Source organism: Microcoleus sp. S36b_A4 (genome assembly GCF_036700645.1).
Taxonomy (GTDB): domain Bacteria; phylum Cyanobacteriota; class Cyanobacteriia; order Cyanobacteriales; family Microcoleaceae; genus Microcoleus.
The window spans coordinates 84,038-105,711 of sequence record NZ_JAUBPI010000009.1; the positions used below are offsets into that span (position 1 = coordinate 84,038).

Consider the following 21,674-nt stretch of genomic DNA (forward strand, 5'->3'; position numbering starts at 1 on the left):
CATCGATCGTTCCCTAGCTGTTGGGTGTCGCCTAATCATATTTCCCACCTCCGCGAGTTTGCATGAAGACAGAAGCTTTCAGTGAGCTATTCCCTCTATTTAAGGGTGCTAACCCAGAAACCTTGGGAGGGCTGCTATCAAATGCCGTCAAGCACGAGTATCCCCCGGGCCGAGCTGTGGTGATGGAGGATTCTTGGGGCAACGCGATTTACTTTGTCGTGTCCGGCTGGGTCAAAGTCCGGCGCCTTTCAGACGATCGAGCTGTATCAATGGCTATTTTAGGACGAGGTGCCTTCTTCGGCGAAATGGCCATTCTGGACGAATCTCCCCGATCGAATGACGTGCTTGCTCTATCGCCCGTGCGGCTGCTCAGCGTCACAGCTCAGCGATTTATCCAAACCCTGTTTAAAGATCCGCAATTGCACCACCGGATGCTGCAACTGATGGTACGGCGACTCCGCCAAACCAATCTCCGCTATCAACTCCGAAACCGCCAGCCAGCGGTTAAACTAGCAAATACTTTAGTCGAGCTGGCAGAAAACTACGGTCAGAAAACTGCTGAGGGCAAAGATATCTTCAATATTCCTTATGAAGACTTAGCTGATGTCACAGATATCACCCTAGATGAAACCAGCAAAATTATGGAAAAACTCGATAGTAAAGGTTGGATCAAAATCGATCCAGACCGCGAAACTATCCATTTGATCAACCTCAAGCACTTGATTAATTTGGCAAGTCAATGACTGATGTTACTTATGAGGATACCTCGTCCGCTGCCGGCCACCGTCAGGTGCAATTAACAGCACCGACAATTCAATATTCGGTGGCGATGCCCAATCCTGAATCCCATCTCTTTGAAGTAACTTTGCGCGTGCAAGGTTGGTCGGAGCCGGTTCTGGATTTAAAAATGCCTGTCTGGACTCCCGGTTCTTACTTGGTTCGAGAGTACGCCCGCCACCTGCAAGATTTTAGCTCCCAGGCGGGCGATTCCCTACCAAATAGCTACGCCGCGCGTGCTTTACCTTGGCGCAAGCTCAGTAAAAATCACTGGCAAATTGAGACAAATTTGGTGTCAGATGTCACGGTTTTCTACCGCATTTTTGCCAACGAACTGACAGTGCGAACCAATCATTTAGACTCGACTCACGGTTATTTCAATCCGGCGGCTTTGTGCTTTTTCTTGCCCGGTTTTGAGCGCAACTGCTACACGGTGAAGGTTGTGCCACCGCAGCCCCAATGGCGCACCGTTACTACTTTGCCACCTGTTTCTGGCCAAAATCTTACTTTCGCTGCTGTGGATTTTGACACTCTAGTAGACAGTCCTTTTGAGATTGGCTATCACGAAGTGTACGAGTTTGAAGTGATGGGAAAACCCCACCAGCTAGTTGTTTGGGGAAAAGGCAATTTAGAACCGGAACGGGCGATTCGAGACATCCAAAAAGTGATCGAAGTCGAGGCAAAAATGTTCGGCGGTTTACCTTACGAACGCTATGTGTTTTTCCTGCATTTGTCCAGTTCAGGTTTTGGCGGTTTGGAACACAAGGAGAGTTGCACTCTCAACTATCCGCGTTTCGGTTTTCGGGCTAAGGAAAAGTATGAACGCTTTATTCAGTTGGTGGCTCACGAGTTTTTTCACCTGTGGAATGTCAAGCGCATTCGACCGAAAGCTCTGGAAGTATTTGACTACGAAAAAGAGAATTATACTCCTTCTTTATGGTTCTCTGAAGGCACTACCAGTTATTACGATTTGGTGATTCCTTTTCGAGCGGGTCTCTACAGCATCAAAGGTTTTTTCCAAGGTATGGCTAAGGAAATTACTCGCTTGCAGACGACTCCGGGGCGGAACGTGCAGCCTCTGAGTGAGTCGAGCTGGGATGCTTGGATTAAACTTTATCGCCGGGATTCTAACAGCGACAATTCACAGATTTCCTATTATTTGAAAGGGGAAGTAGTTTCATTTTTGCTCGATTTGTTGATTCGAGCCAGACACGGCAATGAGCGATCTCTGGACGATGTGATGCGTTTAATGTGGCAGCAGTTTGGCAAGGCTAATTCGGCTGAAAATGGCGATTTTGACCTGAAGTCGGAAACAGACGGCAAGTCGGCGCATTTGACATCAAACGGAAAGTTAAATTCTGCTTCGCTGCCCGCAGAAATAGGCTTTACTCCCGAAGAGTTGCAAAGTGCGATCGAGTCCGTCGCCGGCATCGATTTGAGCGACTTTTTTGCGCGCTATATAGACGGCACAGAAGAGTTGCCTTACAACAAGTATCTGGAACCTTTCGGGCTGCAAATTTCGGTAGATGAAACTGACCGAAACCCTCGCATCGGTTGGACGTTGGGAACGGAAAACGGACGGGAAATGGTTAAATTTGTCGAAGTAGGATCTCCGGCACAATTGGCGGGAATTGACGCTGGGGACGAGTTGCTGGCGATCGAAGGTTTTCGGGTAAATTCAGAACAAGCAGGCGAGAGGCTTAAAGATTATCAGCCGGGGGACACAATAGAGGTGACAGTTTTTCACCAAGACGAACTGCGGACTCGTCGTGTGACTCTCGCGCCGCCCCTGCCTGGCCGTTACTCGATCGTGCCTGTGGACAAGCCCACTACTATTCAGAAACAAAACTTTACTGGATGGCTGGGAGTTCCTCTATCAAAATTGTGACATAAATGAAGGGGAACCGGAAAGAAAAAACTAGAAGGAATCAAGCTGAACTCCCAATTCCCAATTCCCAATTCCCAATTCCCAATTCCCAATTACCAATTTTGATTATGCAAACCCCACCTCCTCCATCAATTACGCCCCGCCAGATGAATCTGCTGAGAATTGTTGCTTCTATGGCATGGGCAGACGGCGAACTCGCTACCGAAGAAGTTAATTTAATGCTTGATCGCTTTTGTCGTTTGTTTGCCCCAGATACCGACGGACAACAAATGCAACAAGAACTGCGGGATTACATCATGCAAAATATTCCCCTTGATGAGTTGATCGGTCAACTAGAAACTCAAGATGAAAGGGAATTAGTCCTGCAACTCGGCTATGAAGTGATTTCTTCTAGTTCTCGCACTCCCGATGAACCAAAAATTAACGCTGAAGAAGCCGCAGCTTATCACAAATTAGTCACGTTGCTGAATCTTTCAGAGGATGTGGTCAAGCGTATTGAAGCTGAATCATCGGCTGCAGATACTTCAGAGGGAATTGTCGAGAAGATGGCTCACAAATTAGAAAAGTTCATCAAAGGCTAGTTAGTGACTTGCGCGCGCTTGGCTTAAAAACCCGGTTGATTCCTAGATTTCTCGTTACTCAACCTGGAATTTTTCGTAGAAACCGGGAATAAGCCTCCTATGCCTAAGTCTTTTTAGGTAAGTATCGCACTCATATTTTTATGAGTGAAACTATTTATAGCAAGTCTATTTGAGTCGTGAATGTAGAACCACCTGAAACACTTGTGATCATTGAATCGATTGTTTACAAATCAAATGGTTTTGCTATATAAATAAAGCTCAAGGGAAATAAACCGGCTTGTGAGTCCCAATTTCCTACGATATAGTAACAAAAAAACACGGGGAAGTTGAGCATATTTTTCATCGCCGGGAACGGTAACAGAATTTGCGATCGCCCTTCCCGCGCGCTGCCTTACCCTTAACGATAATTAGGGACTTAGGCAAAGCCTAAATCCCTAATTGAGCTACCGATTTTTTGTCATCACATAAAGTGAATCCAACCAGTCATTAGTGCGGTAACTTGCTGAGGGCGTGCCAAGTTCTGTAGCCGACAATACCATCTTGGGGTAAAGCCACGCTAATTTGCAATTGTCGCACTGCTACATCTGTCATCGGCCCGAATAATCCGTCAATGAAGCCGAAATAGTATCCATTGATTTTCAAGACATTCTGAACAATTTTAACAGCATTGCCAGAACTGCCCTTCATGAGGGTCGGCATATTCACAGGTGCACCAGAGTATAGTGCTTGCCAAGTCAGGGAACCGACAATCCCATCTTCAATTAAAAAGACGCGGTGTTGATAACCTTTGACGGCGTTTTGAACTTGGACGCCGAAAATACCGTCAATCGGCCCGAAATAATATGCCCAATGATATAGAAGCTGTTGTAATTCCTTGACAGCTTGACCTGTTGAACCCATTTGTAAAGTGGGTTTGTTTACTCCAGTGGTTTCAGCAAATGCCAGACTTGATTGAGCAGTAGTATCGGCGACAAGAGCCATAGTTTCATTGTTCAAGCTTCTTTCTTCGGTGTACATAACGTGGTTCCTCTCAACATTTAAGTTTTGGTTTTGATATTTCAGGTATAACTGGTGGGATTTGTGAATGCACAGTCACTTTTTGGAGTGTCACTCATGTGAGTGTCACTCGTTTGAGTTACCCGTGGGTAGGTCGTCAGGAATGCAAGTTGCAATATTTTTATGAGGACTTCTGTCGTCACTACAAACCAAGGGGTAAGGTGCACGGTGTACACCCTACCAAATACAAAGATGCGGGGTACGCACCCTACCCATTACTGTTGATTGTTTACTCCGCAAACTCTCGCAAAGCTGGAATTAAATACTGTGTCAAAGTAAAGGCATCTACTCCTAATTCCGTCCGTTCTTTGGCAGCCAGGATTCCGGCTTGAGCGTGCCACCAAGCTGCTGTTGCTGCAACTGATTGGGGGGGGGATTTGCGGGCGATCGCAGTTGCTAATAGTCCCCCTAACAAGCCTGTGAGAACGTCGCCACTGCCGCCTCTGGCGAGGGCTGGGGTGCTTTCGGGATTGAGGTAGGTGATGCTACGTGAAGCGTAGCTATCCGGTAGGGAATCGTCCTCATCCTTCCAACTTATGCAAACTCTCGCTCCCTTGAGCAATATCGTTGCGCCGCAAAGCTGAGCTGCTGCTTGAGTTGCAGCAATTCGATCATCGCCGCTTTCGTCGGCTAAGTCGGGAAATAAACGCTTGAATTCGCCAGGGTGAGGCGTGATAATTGTCAGTGCTGAACGTTCCGACAAAATCGGGACTGTGCCGAGTTGAGCGAGGATATTTAAACCGTCAGCATCTAAAACCAGAGGTCGATCGCTCTCCATTACAGATTCTACAGCGATTGCCGCTTCCAATGTCAGACCTGGCCCTGCAGCGATCGCATCATAAGTTCCCAAATCAATTGCTACTGGCAACTCGCTAATTGCACCGCTTTGGGTTTCGGGACATCCTATAACTAATGCCTCTGGCAACTGGCTGCTCAACATCGGTTTAATCGACTCAGGAACAGCAATTGACAGCATTCCGATGCCGCTTGCTCTTGCTCCTAATGCTGCCAAAATTGCGGCTCCGCTGTAGCGGCGGGAACCTGCAATAATTAGTAAGTGACCGTTGGTGTATTTGTGCGAAATTAGCGATCGGGGTAACGGCAAATGCTGAGTTGCCGAGGCTTGTGTAATGCGTTGTATCGCTGGCGTTTCACCCAATATTGCTGCAATATCTGCTGCGGAAATATCAAAATCAATTAATTCGGAACTCCCTATATATTCTAACGCTCTATCTTGCAGAAATGCCATTTTCCACAAACCCAAACATAATGTATGTTTTGCCCGGATTGCCGTCCCCAAAACTTCTCCGGTATCTGTATGAATTCCCGATGGAATGTCTATACTTAAAATGGGTATGTTTAAATTATTTATTTCGTCAATAGCTGCTGCGGTAGCGTTATTAATTTCTCGTTCTAATCCAAAGCCAAATAAACCATCTACGAGCAAAGTGCAGTTTTTTAGATTTTCAATTTTGTCAAGAAATGAAATATTTAAAGAACGGGCATAATCAGCGTGATTTTTTGTTAGTTCTTTTAGTTTAGAAAACGGGCAGTAAATAACTACTTGGAAACCTTGAAAATGCAATTCACGGGCCACAACCAAAGCATCGCCGCCGTTGTGTCCGGGCCCAACCAATACGCCGATAACTGGCAATTGAGAATTAACAAGATTTTTCCCTTCTTCCCTTTTTCTTCTATCCGTTAAATCCCGTACACTGCTAGTTGCCGAACTTCCTTCGACTTTCAAAAGCTCCTGAATGCGTAGGGCAATCAGTCCCGCGACTTTTTCCATTAAAGCTGCGACTGGCATTCCAGCAGCAAAGATTCTGGTTTCTATTTGCCGCATTTGGTCGGCGGTGACAACAAATTTTTGAATAGTCATATTAGTGCTAAAATTTCAGCTAACAGCAGCAGTGGCAAGTTGTAGTATACTTGTGGTATAATAAATTAGCTCGATCGAACTAACTCACAGTAAAATAGCAATTTCTCTCAGAATCATGAACAAGATTGTTGTAGGCCTCTCCGGCGGGGTCGATAGTTCCGCAGCAGCCGCAATTTTACACCATCAGGGATATGAAGTGGTGGGTTTAACGCTGTGGTTGATGAAGGGCAAAGGTCAGTGCTGCTCTGAGGGAATGGTCGATGCAGCTAAAATTTGCGAAGATTTGGGCGTTCCCCACCACATTGTTGACAGCCGCGATGTTTTTCAGGCAAGTATTGTCGATTATTTGGTGGAGGGTTACAGTGCAGGAGTTACACCTCTGCCTTGTTCGCAGTGCAATAAAACTGTGAAGTTCGGGCCAATGCTTAAGTTTGCTCGCGAAGAACTCGGAATTGAAAAAATCGCTACAGGCCACTACGCTCGGATTACTTACGATGCTGCTACAGGTCGCTATCAGTTGCTGCGGGCGATCGACCCTGCGAAAGATCAGTCTTATTTCTTGTACGATCTAACACAGGATTTGTTGGCGGGTACGGAATTTCCTTTGGGGGGAATTACCAAGACAGAAACTCGCAGAATTGCGGCGGAATTTGGCTTGACAACTGCTGATAAGCCGGAAAGTCAGGATTTGTGCTTGGTGGAAAGTAACGGTTCGATGCGGGCTTTTCTGGATAAGTACATTGCGCCGCAAAAGGGTGACATTGTGGACAAGTCAGGACGGGTACTCGGGCAGCATGACGGCGTGCATCACTACACAATCGGTCAGCGGAAGGGACTAGGGATTGCTGCACCGGAACCGCTATACGTGATTGAACTTGATGCTGCTGGCAATCGGGTAATTGTGGGCGATCGACAGTTGGCGGTAGAATCTGAATGTACAGTCCAGAAAGTGAATTGGGTTTCTGTGGCTGCACCGACGGCTCCGATTCGGGTTCAGGTACAGATTCGATATCGATCGCAACCCGTCCCGACTACAATTATTCCAGTGGAATCCTCTCAAGAAGAGGAAAAAGCTGGCGGTATAAGAGTTAAGTTGATTTTTGACGAACCGCAGTTGAGCATTACCCCCGGACAAGCGGCTGTTTGGTATGACGGCGATGTGCTGTTGGGCGGCGGCATCATAGAAAGAAACCAACTCCCAAATTGATATCAGGGGTAGACGTACCCACCTCACAAGAAACTTCCCGCAAGAAAATTCACTCTTATGGGAACAGGCATCCTGCCTATTCCCATAAGCCCACAAGAAACTTCCCACAAGAAAATTCACTCTTTGTGGAACAGGCATCTTGCCTGTTCCAAAAGGAAACTTATATTTCATTTCCCAGGGGTACATTTACTTAACTAACTTTTTTTCCAAACGCAAGATATTTCCCCTAGCATTAGTGCGGTAAACCCAAGTTTGCCTACCATCAGAAACCACAACCCGCCAACCTTCGACAATCATTTGACCGCAAATTTCATCCGCTTTCGAGAGTCCTAAACAAGTATTCGGCCAACTTTGTCCGCTTGATTCCGTTATTTTCAACTTGTCAGCAGCAATGCCAGTGGAGCCCGACAACTCTCGGCGAACTGCTTCTGCTACGGTTGCGGGCAATTGCTTCGGGGGATTTTTGCGCGTACCCTCGGCGAAATTCCCCGGTTCGGAAGTGAGTGTATTAAGTGCCAATACCGAATAGCTGATTGTTTGGGGCACCGCGGCTGAGGAAAATTGCTGCGCGGTTTGCTGCTGTTGCCTTTCCAACTGGGCAAGGGAATCTTTGAGGGCGCCCGCGTTAGCCGCAGCGGTGTGTCTTAGCGCCGGATACATTTCCCATACCAGAATTCCTGTCAGCACCAAAGCCAAGATTACAGGATTGGGCTGCTTTTGGTCTCGGTGTTTATTTTTTTGAAGTTTATTTTTGGAGATTCTTTTCATCATACGCCCTCTGCCTCACTTTACACAATGCGCGATCGCTCCTGAACACTCAACTGCAGATACTTATTTAGACACTATTGCTGGTGCTATTGGTTCCTTTGTGCAGAACCCACTTGACTGCTGGTGCGTGCGGCGCAAGTATTTTCTACTCGCCGCCTGCAGTTGTGTTTCAGGAAACTTGCACTACCCAGTTATTACTTAATTTTTACTTTTTGTCTCAGGGTATTAAGAAAAATTTATGCTTAAGTAAATATTCTTAAAAGCCTCTAATCCTGCCCCCAACTCTCAGTACAAATTACTATTCTGCGTTCCAAAACTGCTAAACGTGTTTTAGACTGTGGGAGGCGAGCTGAGCCAAGGATATCACAGGGATGCCGCAAAATTTGCTGCAACAGGACGAAAATGCATTAGAAATTAAATCAGCTATCGCTGATTAATTGTATTAGCAGTGTGGTTTTCTAGAGCAATCGTCCCCGAAAATACTTTAGTAGCAAACGCTACTTTTTTTGTACAATATTTTTGAAATCTCTCGATTATGAACAGAAAATCCCTGGGAATCCATTTAATGAATCGGCTGAGTTATCCTAAAAAATTTCTCCTGATCGGTTTTCTATTTGCAATACCCTTAACCTTGGTCATGTACCTGCTGATTTCCGAAATTAACAGCAGGGTTGATTTTTCTCAAAAAGAAATCTACGGTAATCAATACCTGCGCCCGCTACGCCAGTTGAGGGAATACATACCGAAACTTCAACTGTTAAATTATCAGAGCTTAAATCCTAATTTAAGTAATTCAGAATGCAGAAACTATTTAGAAGCCAAGATAGACAAGAACTTTCAAGCCCTAGCAAATACAGATAGCCAGCTTGGAAACATATTAATGTCCCGTGATAAATTTAATAATATTTATCAAGATTGGCAAAATTTAAAACTTCGTCGCAGCCAGTGGAGTTTAGAAACTTACGATTTGGTATATCAACGCTTAGCTGCAGAGATTAATAGACTGAGCGCTCACGTCGGCAATACTTCTAATCTAATTTTAGACCCCGATCTAGATACCTATTATTTGATGGATGCTACTTTGCTGAAAATTCCAGAAATCCAAAAAATCTTGTCAGAGATTAGGCTTATTTCTCACAAAAACAGCTTGAGTTCCGATGCCACACCTGAAGAAAGAGCAAAACTAATTACTTGGGCAGGCAAACTGAGAGAAATCAATCAGGATTTAGCCATCAATATGGAGGTAGGATTTAGTAATAATCCTCACGGGAATCTGCGACAGAAATTAAGCGACGATTTGACCAAATTTAACTCCGTAGTAGAGCAGCTAACTGTGAAAATAGATAAACTGATTTATCCCACAGCCTTAGTGGAATATTATGCCTATCTCGATGGGAGCGATCTAGTTCTGAATTCGAGTTTTGAACTGTGGGACAAAACTCTCAATGAATTAAACTTTCTTCTGCAAAAACGCATTGATAGTTTTGTTGCCAAAAAACGCATAATTTCTATTCTTGTGTTAATAACCTTAGCCCTAGTTACTTATTTATTTGTAAGTTTTTACAGAAGCGTTATGCAAACTGTATTTGTCCTTGACGAAGCTGCAAAAAAGATGGCAAGCGGCAATCTAGACCACAAAATTATTTTGGATAACAGAGATGAACTGGGGCAAGTTGTGGGTGCGTTTAACAAGATTGCCGATGCCTTAGTTGGTGCAAATCAAGAAATTACTATTCTCAACGATCGCCTAAAAGCTGAAAATATGCGAATGAGCGCTGAACTAGATGTTACTCGCAAGATTCAGCAGATGCTGCTGCCAAAAGACTTAGAACTCAATGAAGTTGTGGGGTTAGATATTGCGGGATTTATGGAAGCTGCTGAGGAAGTAGGGGGCGACTATTACGACGTACTCCAACACAAAGGTAGAGTGAAAATTGGCATTGGGGATGTGACGGGACACGGATTGGAGAGCGGCGTTTTAATGATTATGGTTCAAACGGCAGTGCGAACTTTGCTCGCATACAATGAACCAGACCCAGTAAGATTTCTAAGTGCTATTAACAGTGTAATTTACGATAATGTGCAGCGCATGAAATCCGATAAAAATGCCACCCTTGCTTTGCTAGACTATGAGGAGGGGATGCTGAAGTTGAGTGGCCAGCATGAAGAAATGATTGTTGTGCGGTGTAACGGTTCTGTCGAGCGGTTTGATACAATCGATTTGGGTTTCCCGATCGGGCTGGATGTAGATATTGATGAATTTGTTGCTGAGAAAATTGTGCATTTGCGTTCAGGAGATGTGGTTGTACTATACACGGACGGGATTACGGAAGCTAAAAATATGGATAAAGTGCTTTATGGTTTAAAGAGGTTAATTGAGGTAGTAGAGATTAATTGGCAGCGTTCGGCTGCCGAAATCAGGCACGCTGTAATTAAGGACGTGCGATCGCACATCGGCGAACAAAAAGTTTTTGACGACATCACATTGCTGGTACTCAAACAAAAATAACTACTTGCATATCCCTCCTAAAGTTTAAAATATATTCAGTGATCCCCGTCATTTCAAACTTTAGCTCTTACAGCGATATGACTCAGATTTTCGGCGATTTCATCGAGCAGCCCGCTAGCCAAGAATACTTAATAATGGGATTTTCTCCCAGTTCGGTTCCTCTCAAGCAGCGGTGGCGAAACAACGGTTTGTCGGCGGATTTTCTGGCTGACTACCTGACGACTTTTTTTCCGGGCAACCAAGATGAACCCTCGACAATAGAAAGACAAGCTGAAATAAAAAGCGCTGTTAGCTACATTGCCAACGAGTTATTGGAAAATGCCATGAAGTTTAATGATGAAACCTCGGAGTACCCGATCGCTATTAAACTGCAATTAGAGAGCGACGGAGTGATTTTCTCAGTTGCTAACAGCATCTCTCCCCAAGCGGTGGACAAGTTTCAGGCTTATATTCACCAGTTGCTGACCTCCGAGCCAAGCGAACTTTACATTCAGCGGTTAGAAAAAAATGCTGCTGACGACAACTGTACCAATTCTGGATTGGGTTTGTTGACCATGCTCACCGATTATACCGCCAAACTTGGCTGGAAATTCCAGACCGTGCACAAAGACCCGGAAGTAATTGCGGTGACAACTATGGTGCAATTAACAGTATAAGCAACGCTAGCGATCGATAATATCGAAGGAACTTTTTTTTGTGGCTATGGAAATTTATACAGAAGATTACCAGATCTGTTACGATCCAGCAACGGCAACCGTGAGTTTTATTGGCTCTCTAAGGCTAAGCGGGCCTGCTGAGTACGCGCCGATAGCGCAGTTGCTGACTCAGGTTGCCGACGTGGAACCGACAAAAATTATCCTGAATTTGGAGCAGTTAGAATTTTTGAACAGTTCGGGCATCAATATGCTATCGAAGTTTATTATCCATGTACGCAAAACAGCCAAGGTGCAAATGGCGGTACAAGGCTCTCAAAGCATAGGTTGGCACGGTAAATCTTTGAGAAATTTCCAGCGCCTGATGCCTGGTTTACAGTTGGAATTTCTCTAGAAATACGATTACTTTTAGGGTGCGAGATGTTGAGCAATTTTTTGTTAGTCAAGGCGCAAATTCTCGAGTTATGCTGGAAGAACAACCATCTAGAGAACAGCTACTTTTAGAGATAGAAAGATTGCGCCAGCAAGTGGAAGACTTGAAGGAGGAAAAAGCGGATCTGGAAATCTTGCTGGAAACTACTGCTCAACATTCCGATACAGTTGAAACAGAGTTGCGATCTCGCGCATTCGAGGCGGTGCGCGAAGGCGAAATCAAGCTGGCTCAATTTCTCGAAGCGATTCCCATAGGTGTGCTCGTGCTGGATTCTCAAGGCAAACCTTACTACGTAAATCACGCCGGAGAGCAGTTACTCGGTCAAGGAGTTTTGCCATTGAATTCTGTTGAGGATTTGTCCGAAACTTATCAAATTTATATTGCGGGAACTGAGACTATTTACCCTTTCGAGAATTTGCCGATCGTCCGAGCTTTGAGGGGCGAAAACGCGACGGCGGAAAATCTGGAAATTCATCAACCCCACAAGAAAATTCCCCTTGAGATTTGGGGAACGCCAATTTTTGACGAGGGTGGCAAAGTTGCTTTTGCGATCGCAGTTTTTCAAGATGTCACGGAACGCAAAGAAGCTGAAGCGGATCGCCATTTATTTATTAAGAAACTATTTGATCTTAATCAAAACTTGGAAAAATCCCTGGATGCCGAATCAGACTTAACTGATGCCTATGGGCGATTTGTGCCTCACCAATTTCTAAATCTGTTGGGATATGAAAGTATTATAGATGTCAATTTAGGCGACCAAGTGCAGCAGGAAATGTCGGTGCTTTTTTCGGATATTCGCGATTTCACGACGCTTTCAGAAACTATGAATCCCCAAGAAAATTTTAATTTTATCAATGCTTACCTTTCGCGGATGGAGCCTGCGATTACTAGCAATAACGGGTTTATTGACAAATACATCGGCGATGCAATTATGGCTTTGTTTAGTGACTTTGCAGATGATGCAGTGAAAGCGGGTATTGCAATGCTAAATATCCTGAAAAATTATAACGAATACCGTCAAGGCGTCGGCTACATCCCGATTCAAATTGGAATTGGCATTAATTCGGGTTCTTTGATGCTGGGGACAGTCGGGGGTACAAGCCGAATGGACAGCACTGTGATTAGCGATGCTGTTAATTTAGCATCTCGCATTGAAGGATTGACCAAAGATTACGGCGTACCTCTGTTAATTTCTCAGCAGACTTTGGAACGGTTGCGAAATCCCACCGATTATGCTATTAGAATTGTGGATAAAGTACAGGTAAAAGGAAAATCTCAATATGTGGTAGTTTATGAGGTATTTGATGCAGATCCGCCGGAAAGTTTGTCGGCAAAGCTAGCAAATTTGTCTGTGTATAATGAAGCTATGTTACTGTGCGATCGCAAGGACTTCCGAGAAGCGGGAAAATTATTTGAAGAGTGTTTGCGAACAAATCCAAGCGATCATGTAGCTCGCATTTACCTGAAACGCTGTCGGGATTGGCGATCGCTCCTCAAAGGAATTTAAAGCAAGCTAGTCTATTTTAGATTTAAGGAATGAGAATTAAATAACTTACAATGCGTGATGGTTCTTGTGGGATGGGCGTCCCGCCCGTCCAGAAAGGGCGGGCTAAGAGTGCCCATCCCCTACTCCCCACTTTCAAGAGTGTAAATTATTTAATTCGCGATCCTAAGATTGACCAGGAATTTCAAAGGTGGTACCCGCCACGTGATTTATCCGTGGAATCAATCCAAAATCGAAAATCGAAAATCCTCAAGCCCCCGCATTTATCCGTGGGGTCGCCTCTAAAATCTAAAATCTAAAATCTAAAATCGATTGACTTCATATAGCAATCCTCGCATCACTTGTGAATTTCTTACTTTCTCCCTGCAGGTTCGGGGAGAGTTGGGGTGGGTGAAAAATTTACGACTCCTGTAAAGATTGATATATATCTTGAGAGTGATGACTGACCTCTGGAATCTGTCAAAGGTGTAAAATATAAACAGCTTTATAGCTGTTACTTCTGAGGCTTCTCAAAATAGAACGGCTGAGGGCGGAACAGCCAGCGATCAGTAATTTGGTGCGAGAACGGCGGCCAGCGCTGAACCTGTCTCAGAAAAAGTTGGCGGATGAATTAGGGATGACCTTTTCCACGATTCATCGTTGGAAAAAGGGACACGCTACGACTTCTCGCTTGCCACTCAAGCAAATTTACATATTGCTGGATGAGTTAGGTGATTCGCTAGATGCAACGGCGAATGCAGTAAGGCACAGCGAGCAAGATATCTTTCGGATAAGGAGTAAAAAGGGTGAGTGTAGAGGGAATCAACAGCATTTTCAGAGATATTCGACTACTTCCCTATGGTGTGGCCACCCTCTCCGTGGCTCTGGCACTGGCGCTAACCCGATCGCTTTTACCGTGGATCTACCCAACCACGACACCCCTGTTTTTCATCGCGGTGATGGTGAGTTCCTGGTATGGCAGTTTTGGGCCTGGGTTGCTGGCAACAATTTTATCCACGCTGGCAATTAACTATTTTTTTATTGAGCCGTTCTATTCCTTACAGATAGTTAATGTAGAGACAATTCTTCGGATTGGTATGTTTTTGCTCGCTGCAGGATTGAGCGCTTCACTCAATCAATCGTGGCGCACTGCTATAAAAAACGCGAAAGCAGCCCTGCAAAATTTACAGCAGGCAATGGAAGTAGAACAACAGGTGCGCGGCGAAGCAGCACAAGCTGCGGCGACTGAGGCAAAAGAACAACTAGAAACGGTACTTTCTACCATCAACGATGGGTTTTACATCCTCGATCGCGATTGGCGCTACACCTATGCCAACGATCGCTACTGTGAAATGGTTGGAATGCCGCAGTCAGCGATTTTGGGTCAGAACGTTTGGGAGTTATTTCCGGCAGCCGTTGACACCGATGCTTATGTGCAGTTTCATCGGGCAATGCGCGAACAAACGCCACTCCAGTTTGATTATCTGTACTCACCTTGGAAAGGTTGGCATGACCATCGCATTTACCCTTCGCCCCGGGGACTGACGGTTTTGCTTGCTGACATTACCGATCGCAAACAGGCAGAACTCCTCCTAATCGAGCAGACACGACTGCTGGAGTCGATCGCCTTCGGGCAGCCACTAGACGACTGTCTGGCAGCCGTGTGTGACTCAGTATCCAGGCTGAATCCGGGTACCCGCGCGGGCTTCCTGCTAGCGGATGCTCAGCGGCTGACGTTTAAGAGATCAATTACTCCAGACTTTCCAGCGTCTTTTGGTGAAGGACTCCAAGATGCTCCGATTAACGATTTGTGCATTGGAACCTGTGGCGAAGCAGTGTATAGCGGTCAGCCCGTGACCTGCGCCGACATTGCCAACGACGATCGCTGGTCGCAAGCATGGCGAAATTTATGCGTGGCTCATGGCATTCTAGCCTGCCATTCTCAGCCCGTGTTCAGGCACGACAATCTACCTATGGGGTCGCTGATGCTGTGCTTTAGCGAGGCGCGGATGCCGACTGATTGGGAACATAAACTCGCGGAGTTCGGCACCCAAGTTGCCAGCATCGTCTTTGAGCGCGATCGATCATTCCAGGCGTTGCGTGAGAGCGAAGAACAACTCCGATTGGCTTCCGAAGGCGGCAATTTGGGTTTGTGGTATTGGGATATGGAAACAGACACGCTGAGTTTGACGGACATAGCCAAAGCGATGTTTGGTTTACCCGTCAATACAGCAATGTCGATACAGGTGTTTTTAGAAGCCGTGCATCAGGACGATCGCCCATTCGTTCACACCGTGATCACTGAGCTAAAAGCGAATCAACCGCATACTGAAATTGAGTATCGGACGCTGTGGGCAGATGGCACCGTTCGTTGGATTTTGGCAAAGGGCGATTGCGCCTACAACGCTGATGGCGTCAGAATTTCGATGCGCGGCGTATTAATCGACATCAGCGATCGTAAACAAGCCGAAGAAGCGTTGCGTCAAAGCGAAGAGCAGAGTCGCAACATTCTAGAGAGTATTGATGATGGATTCTTTTCCCTTGATGAGAATTGGCGTTTCACTTACGTGAATCGGTCAGCGGAAATTCTGCTAGACCGCGCTCCGGGCGCTCTGATTGGGAAGAATTTTTGGGAAGAATTCCCAGGACTCAATGGCAGCGAGTTTGAGCGGGTTCATCGGCGCGTGGCAAACGAGCGCGTGGCTTTTTCAGTCACGGCTTTTTATCCCGATCACGATCGGTGGTATGACGTTCGCACCTACCCTGCCGCGAACGGGATTACCATTTATTTCCGAAATGTCACCGATCGCAAACAGGCCGAGGAGGTATTGCAACAACGAGAAGCAGAACTTCGTTTAGTCACCAATGCAGTGCCTGCCTTGATTTCCTTTGTAGACTCAGACCAGCGCTATCGCTTCAACAATCGAGCATATGAAGAATGGTTTGGACATCCGGCAGCGGAAATCTATGGCAAGCACCTCCAAGAGGTTTTAGGCGAAACTGGCTATGAAGGGATTCGTCCTTATGTTGAGCAAGTCTTGGCAGGACAGGAAGTGACCTTTGAAAGCCAAATTCCCTACAAAGATGGTGGAACCCGTTATATCAATGCGACCTATGTTCCCCGCTTCAATAGCCAGGGAAAAGTTGAAGGGTTTGTAGCACTGGTCAACGATATCACCGATCGCAAACAAGCCGAAGCCACACTACGGGAGAGTGAGGCAAGGTTCCGGCTGATGGCAGATGCCGCCCCTGTGCTGATTTGGATGTCGGGCATCGATAAACTCTGTTATTACTTCAACCTCCCGTGGCTCAACTTTACCGGACGGACGATCGAGCAAGAAAGGGGCAATGGTTGGGCACAAGGAGTCCACCCCGACGACCTCGATCGGTGTTTAGACACGTATGTGACTGCCTTTGATGCCCGTCAACCGTTCAAGATGGACTATCGCTTGAAACGCTGTGATGGCATATACCGTTGGGTTATGGATGAAGCTGTTCCTCGCTACGGATTGGACGGTGAGTTCTTGGGCTACATCGGCTCCTGTGTTGATATTGAAGACCACAAACAAGCTGAGGAAGACCTACGCGAGAGTGAATCCCGCCTCCGTCTGATCTTTGAAAGCGCCAAAGATTATGCCATCTTCACCATCGACCTTAACGGCATCATTGCCAGTTGGAACTCAGGGGCACAACGGCTGTTGGGCTATACCGAGACAGAAGCAATTGGTTGCCCGATGCGGATGATCTTCACACCCGAAGATAACGAACAAGGACAAGCCGAGTACGAGAGGCAAACGGCTCTAGTACAAGGACGGGCCGAAGACGAACGCTGGCACGTCCGCAAAGATGGGAGTCGCTTTTGGGCCAGTGGATTGATGATGCCTCTGCTTAATGAAGCGGATTGTCTGCAGGGATTTGTCAAAATCATGCAGGACAAAACCGCACAACGGCAAGCAAGTGAGCGACTGCAATTGCTGTATGAAACTACCCGCGATCTCATGAAGACAGAACAGCCTCTGGCTTTGATGGACACGCTATTCCGCAAACTTGCAGTGCAACTCGATCTGCACTCTTACTACAACTTTATGGTGGAAGAAAAAGACAACCGCCGGATGTTGCATTTGAGAAACTATGAGGGCATCTCTGAAGAAAGGGCGCAGGCGATCGCATGGATCGATTTAGGGGAATATCTCTGTGGACTGGTTGCCCAAACGCAGCAGCAACTTGTCTTGAATCAAGCCGAACTCTCTACTCATCCGAATGCTAAAGCCGTCTCTGAACTGGGCATGACGGCTTACGTGGGTCAACCGTTAATTGCTCAAGGGCGGTTATTAGGGACGCTCTCATTTGCCAGTTTGACTCGGACGCACTTCACGCCTGCTGAAATCGAGCTGCTGGGCTCTATCTGTGACCAAATCGCGATCGCCCTGGAACGGGCAAACCTGAACGATTCACTGCAGCAGCAAGCGGAACAGCTAAAACAGGCAAATCGGATCAAGGATGAGTTTTTAGCGGTTCTATCCCATGAATTGCGATCGCCCCTCAATCCGATCCTGGGGTGGACAAAGCTGCTGCAAACTGGCAAGCTGGATGCGGCCAAAACTGCACAGGCGTTAGCCACAATCGAACGCAATGCCAAGCTGCAAACTGAATTGATTGAAGATTTGCTTGATGTCTCGAAAATTCTCCAAGGCAAGCTCAGTCTTAATATTCGTCCAGTCGATTTAGCTTTAACTGTGGAATCGGCGATCGAAACTGTCAATTTGGCTGCTGTTGCCAAATCCATTGATATTCGGACTGTGTTAGATCTTCAGATCGGACAAATTTTGGGGGATTCGGGCCGTTTGCAGCAGATTGTCTGGAATCTTGTTTCCAATGCGGTCAAATTTACTTCAGCCGGGGGGCGTGTTGAGGTGAATTTGACTCGTGTTGGCAATCAGGCTCAAATTACGGTGGCGGATACAGGGATTGGCATCGCACGGGAGTTTTTACCCTACGTGTTTGACTACTTCCGGCAAAAAGATGGCGCCACAACTCGCAAGTTTGGTGGCTTGGGGTTGGGGCTGGCGATCGTGCGGCATCTAGTGGAACTGCACGGCGGCACCGTTGGGGCAGAGAGTCTGGGTGAAGGGTTAGGAGCTACCTTTACCGTAAGACTGCCCATATCACCGAAGGTAAGACAAGAAAACTCTCTTGCAAGACTTTCGGAACGATCGACTGCGGATGAACCGTTATCCGGGATGCGGATACTTGTGGTAGATGATGAGCCGGATATGCGAGAGTTGATTTCTTTTTTGCTAGAAGATGCAGGTGCAGAGGTAGTGACTGTTGCTGTTCCTCAAGAAGCCGTCACAGCGTTGACTAATTTCCAGCCAGATGTCCTGTTGAGCGACATTGGAATGCCGGGGATGGATGGCTATATGCTGTTGCGGCAAGTGCGAGCCCTGCCGCCAGAACGGGGTGGGCAGATTCCCGCGATCGCCCTGACTGCCTATGCGGGTGAGTTTAATCAACAGCAAGCTTTGCAAGCTGGATTTCACCGACATCTGGCAAAGCCGATCGAACCGGATAAATTAATTAAGACGATCGCCGCACTTCTTAGCCAGAACACTCATGACCCAGCAAGCGATAAAGATTGATCCGAAGGATATCAAACCGATCAAACATCACTAAGCTTTTAACTTGCTCTGGTTAGGCAGCGATATTTGTATTACAGGAGAATCTATCAATAAATCCGGTTTCTAGTTTAAAAGCGCGTAAGTCCTGATAATATAATCAATAATTTGGAGTGTCAAAAAAAACGATGGGAATTAACAAGCACCAGCCTAGAATACATATAAAACCTTCAGTGATTAAAGCGATAGCTCTGTTCTTTCTGTGCTGCTTGTTAACTGCAAGTTGTGGACAGGGATCACGCCGATCGGTGACTGCGAGTGGCGAAAATGCTAATAACCGCGTTACTATTGGCACAACCTTGAAATTGCGGACGATCGATCCTGCGGACGGTTACGAAACCTTATCAGGACAATTGCTGCGAAATTTGGGCGACACTCTCTACACCTACGAGTCTGGAACTACAAAGTTAATCCCGCATTTAGCGACAGCAATGCCAAAAGTTAGCCAAGACGGATTGACATATACAATCCCCTTGCGTCAAGGAGTTATTTTTCACGACGACACACCGTTTAACGCCGCTGCAATGGAATTTTCCTTGCAGCGGTTTATCAAAAATGGTGGCAGTCCGGCTATGTTGTTGAGCGATGCAGTAGAATCGGTAAAAGCCACGGGCGAATACGAATTAACTTTTCAACTCAAAAAGCCTTTTTCTGCTTTTCCTTCCCTGTTGACATTTTCCGGTATGTGTGCTGTTTCTCCGAAAGCATACGAGATTGGACAGGGTAAATTTAAACCCGATACGTTTGTGGGAACTGGACGTTACAAGCTGGCCAAGTACGGCAGCGATTCTCTCAAGTTTGACGTGTTTGAAAAGTATTGGGGGGAAAAGCCGGTTAATCAAGGAATTGACATTTTGCTGCTTTCTAGTTCGTCAAATTTGTTCAATACTTTTCAGACTGGTGCCGTTGATGTGGCTTATTTGTCTCTGGATGCAGACCAAGTTCAAAGCTTGGACGAGGGAGCAAAAAAAGGGAAATGGCAGGAAATCGCGGGGGAAAGCAGTACGGTTAATTACATAACGCTGAATACCAAGTCTAAACCGCTGGACAAGTTAGAAGTCAGACAGGCTATCGCAGCAGTGATGGATCGCCCGGTGATTAACGAGCGCGTACTGCGGGGACAAGCACAACCGCTTTACAGTCTGATTCCCACAAACTTTGACGTTCAAAAACCAGTTTTTAAAGAACTTTACGGTGATGCCAACACGACAAAGGCTAAGGAACTTTTAACGAAAGCGGGATACTCTGCCACCAATCCTTTCGTTCTGCCAATTTGGTATGCTTCGGCTTCTACAAAACGAGCTTTAGTGGTGAGCATGATGGAGGCGCAAGCTAAACTCAAAATGGACGGGATAATGAAGGTAGAAATTAACAGCGTGGAATCTCCGACTTTGTTTCAAAACATAGAGAAGGGAATTTATCCTGCGGTTTTAGTGGATTGGTCCGCCGACTTTTTTGACGCTGACAATTACATCCACCCGTTTTTAGATTGTGCGACAGGTTCCGAGGCGGGGGGCTGCTCCAAGGGTCAAAGTCAAAGTCAGGGTTCGTTTTATTATAGCGATCGGGTAAATCAACTGATCGACAAGGAGCGCAAAGAAACAAACCCTGAAACCCGCAAAGCCCTATTTGGCGAAATTCAAGACATACTGGGTCAAGATGTACCTTTCATCCCTCTTTGGCAAGATAAGGACTATACTTTTGCTCAGAACAGCATTACCGGCGTCCGTCTCGAACCGACGCAATCTTTTCCTTTTTGGTTCCTGAAAAAGCAATAATTCTTTACAAGAATTTCGAGGAGTTGAAACGTCAATAATTATTGCATAGTTTGTGCACAATAGGGTGATGATTGTCACAGTTTATCAAAGAGACTGATCACCCTAACCTCTTTAATGATGTGGGATATTATTAAAAGAGAGATATTGCTGAGGGTGAGTATATGAAACTGAGAATTTTAACAACAGGGCTGCTAATTGTGATGGGTTGTGCATCGGGAGTAAAGGCCGAAAACGTATCACAAGTCAAACAATTATTAGAAACTAAAAAATGTAGCCAATGTGACTTGACAGGAGCGCAGCTTGCTGGTATTGATCTGAGCGGGGCAGATTTGAGCGGTGCGAATCTCAGAGGTGCAAATTTGAATGGTGCAAATTTGGACGAAGCCAAACTGAACGAAGCAAATCTAAAACAAGCTAAATTGCAAGGTGCGAGTTTAATTGGGGCTAAAATGCACGGGGCTAATTTGGAGGGTGCTGATTTGACTCGCGCTAATCTGAGTCTGGCGGGTTTAGTGATTGCCACTTTGAAAAATACCAACCTCACCAGCGCTAATTTAATCGGCGCTAATTTAGAAAGCGCCAATTTGGCGGGTGCAAACCTGAAAAATGCTCGCCAGTCTGTAGCGAATTTAGCTAATGTCAGCCTCAGAGGTGGCAGTTTGGCTGGAATAGACGTACAGGGAGTCAACTTGCGAGATGCAAATTTGACCAATGCAAATTTGAACGGTGCAAATTTGAACGGTTCGGACTTGACAGGTGCTAATTTAAAGAATGCCAATATGGCAAATGTAGATTTGAAAAACGCTTCTTTGCCGTAGGACGATCGCCAATTGCTATATCAAATTCTGGTGCTTAACAAAGTTAATATAATAATGTAGGGGCTATTCTGAAAGAGACTGTTGGCGAATTAAAAAAGGGTGAAACCAAACATCCCATAATCATGGAAAAAAAACTACAATGAGGCAGAGGGAAAAAGAGCCGAAA

Annotated in this window: 14 protein-coding genes and 1 pseudogene; 12 read left to right on the plus strand and 3 right to left on the minus strand. The window is 46.0% G+C overall.

The window, feature by feature from the left end; genetic code table 11:
• Positions 1-62: 62 nt before the first annotated feature.
• The 3 genes from QUA03_RS04880 (at position 63) to QUA03_RS04890 (ending at position 3,246) form a co-directional block, all read left to right on the plus strand.
• On the plus strand, positions 63-743 hold the full coding sequence (locus QUA03_RS04880) for a Crp/Fnr family transcriptional regulator (protein WP_333083071.1): 681 nt from the start codon (positions 63-65) through the stop codon (positions 741-743).
• Positions 740-2,665: a M61 family metallopeptidase gene (locus QUA03_RS04885; RefSeq protein ID WP_333210186.1), complete on the plus strand. Its 1,926-nt coding sequence runs from the start codon at positions 740-742 to the stop codon at positions 2,663-2,665. Before QUA03_RS04880 ends, QUA03_RS04885 begins: the two co-directional genes overlap by 4 nt.
• A gap of 107 nt (positions 2,666-2,772) precedes the next feature.
• Positions 2,773-3,246 (plus strand): TerB family tellurite resistance protein, encoded by a 474-nt coding sequence (locus tag QUA03_RS04890; protein ID WP_333210201.1) that lies wholly within the window; start codon positions 2,773-2,775, stop codon positions 3,244-3,246.
• 486 nt (positions 3,247-3,732) lie between these two features.
• On the opposite strand, the gene QUA03_RS04895 is transcribed toward QUA03_RS04890, so the two are convergent.
• A complete protein-coding gene (locus QUA03_RS04895) occupies positions 3,733-4,263 on the minus strand; it encodes a peptidoglycan-binding protein (protein WP_333210187.1) in 531 nt (176 codons plus the stop codon).
• Between the two features lie 268 nt (positions 4,264-4,531).
• Positions 4,532-6,184, minus strand: a complete 1,653-nt coding sequence (locus QUA03_RS04900; RefSeq protein ID WP_333210188.1) for an NAD(P)H-hydrate dehydratase — start codon at positions 6,182-6,184, stop codon at positions 4,532-4,534.
• 115 nt (positions 6,185-6,299) lie between these two features.
• Here QUA03_RS04900 and mnmA point away from each other — a divergent pair, with 115 nt between their 5' ends.
• Entirely contained in the window at positions 6,300-7,391 is a 1,092-nt protein-coding gene (gene mnmA, locus QUA03_RS04905; protein ID WP_333210190.1) for a tRNA 2-thiouridine(34) synthase MnmA, read from the plus strand.
• A gap of 186 nt (positions 7,392-7,577) precedes the next feature.
• Here mnmA and QUA03_RS04910 read toward each other — a convergent pair whose 3' ends face one another.
• On the minus strand, positions 7,578-8,162 hold the full coding sequence (locus QUA03_RS04910; RefSeq protein ID WP_333210191.1) for a hypothetical protein: 585 nt from the start codon (positions 8,160-8,162) through the stop codon (positions 7,578-7,580).
• Between the two features lie 532 nt (positions 8,163-8,694).
• Here QUA03_RS04910 and QUA03_RS04915 point away from each other — a divergent pair.
• The 8 genes and pseudogenes from QUA03_RS04915 to QUA03_RS04950 all read left to right on the plus strand — a co-directional run bounded on the left by QUA03_RS04915 (position 8,695) and on the right by QUA03_RS04950 (position 21,508).
• Positions 8,695-10,668, plus strand: coding sequence for a SpoIIE family protein phosphatase (locus QUA03_RS04915; protein ID WP_333210193.1), 1,974 nt, complete (start codon positions 8,695-8,697; stop codon positions 10,666-10,668).
• A gap of 77 nt (positions 10,669-10,745) precedes the next feature.
• Positions 10,746-11,324, plus strand: a complete 579-nt coding sequence (locus QUA03_RS04920; RefSeq protein ID WP_333210195.1) for a DUF6272 family protein — start codon at positions 10,746-10,748, stop codon at positions 11,322-11,324.
• Between the two features lie 46 nt (positions 11,325-11,370).
• Positions 11,371-11,715, plus strand: coding sequence for a slr1659 superfamily regulator (locus QUA03_RS04925; RefSeq protein WP_333210203.1), 345 nt, complete (start codon positions 11,371-11,373; stop codon positions 11,713-11,715).
• Positions 11,716-11,785: 70 nt separating this feature from the next.
• Positions 11,786-13,261, plus strand: a complete 1,476-nt coding sequence (locus tag QUA03_RS04930) for an adenylate/guanylate cyclase domain-containing protein (protein ID WP_333210196.1) — start codon at positions 11,786-11,788, stop codon at positions 13,259-13,261.
• 553 nt (positions 13,262-13,814) lie between these two features.
• Positions 13,815-13,913: pseudogene (locus tag QUA03_RS04935) on the plus strand (helix-turn-helix domain-containing protein); the annotation flags it as partial.
• A 130-nt stretch (positions 13,914-14,043) separates the two neighbouring features.
• Positions 14,044-18,876, plus strand: a complete 4,833-nt coding sequence (locus QUA03_RS04940) for a PAS domain S-box protein (RefSeq protein WP_333210198.1) — start codon at positions 14,044-14,046, stop codon at positions 18,874-18,876.
• A gap of 164 nt (positions 18,877-19,040) precedes the next feature.
• The gene (locus QUA03_RS04945) at positions 19,041-20,690 is read left to right on the plus strand and encodes an ABC transporter substrate-binding protein (RefSeq protein WP_333210205.1); all 1,650 of its coding nucleotides are present in this window, start codon (positions 19,041-19,043) and stop codon (positions 20,688-20,690) included.
• Positions 20,691-20,851: 161 nt separating this feature from the next.
• Positions 20,852-21,508 (plus strand): pentapeptide repeat-containing protein, encoded by a 657-nt coding sequence (locus QUA03_RS04950; protein WP_333210199.1) that lies wholly within the window; start codon positions 20,852-20,854, stop codon positions 21,506-21,508.
• Positions 21,509-21,674 lie beyond the last annotated feature (166 nt).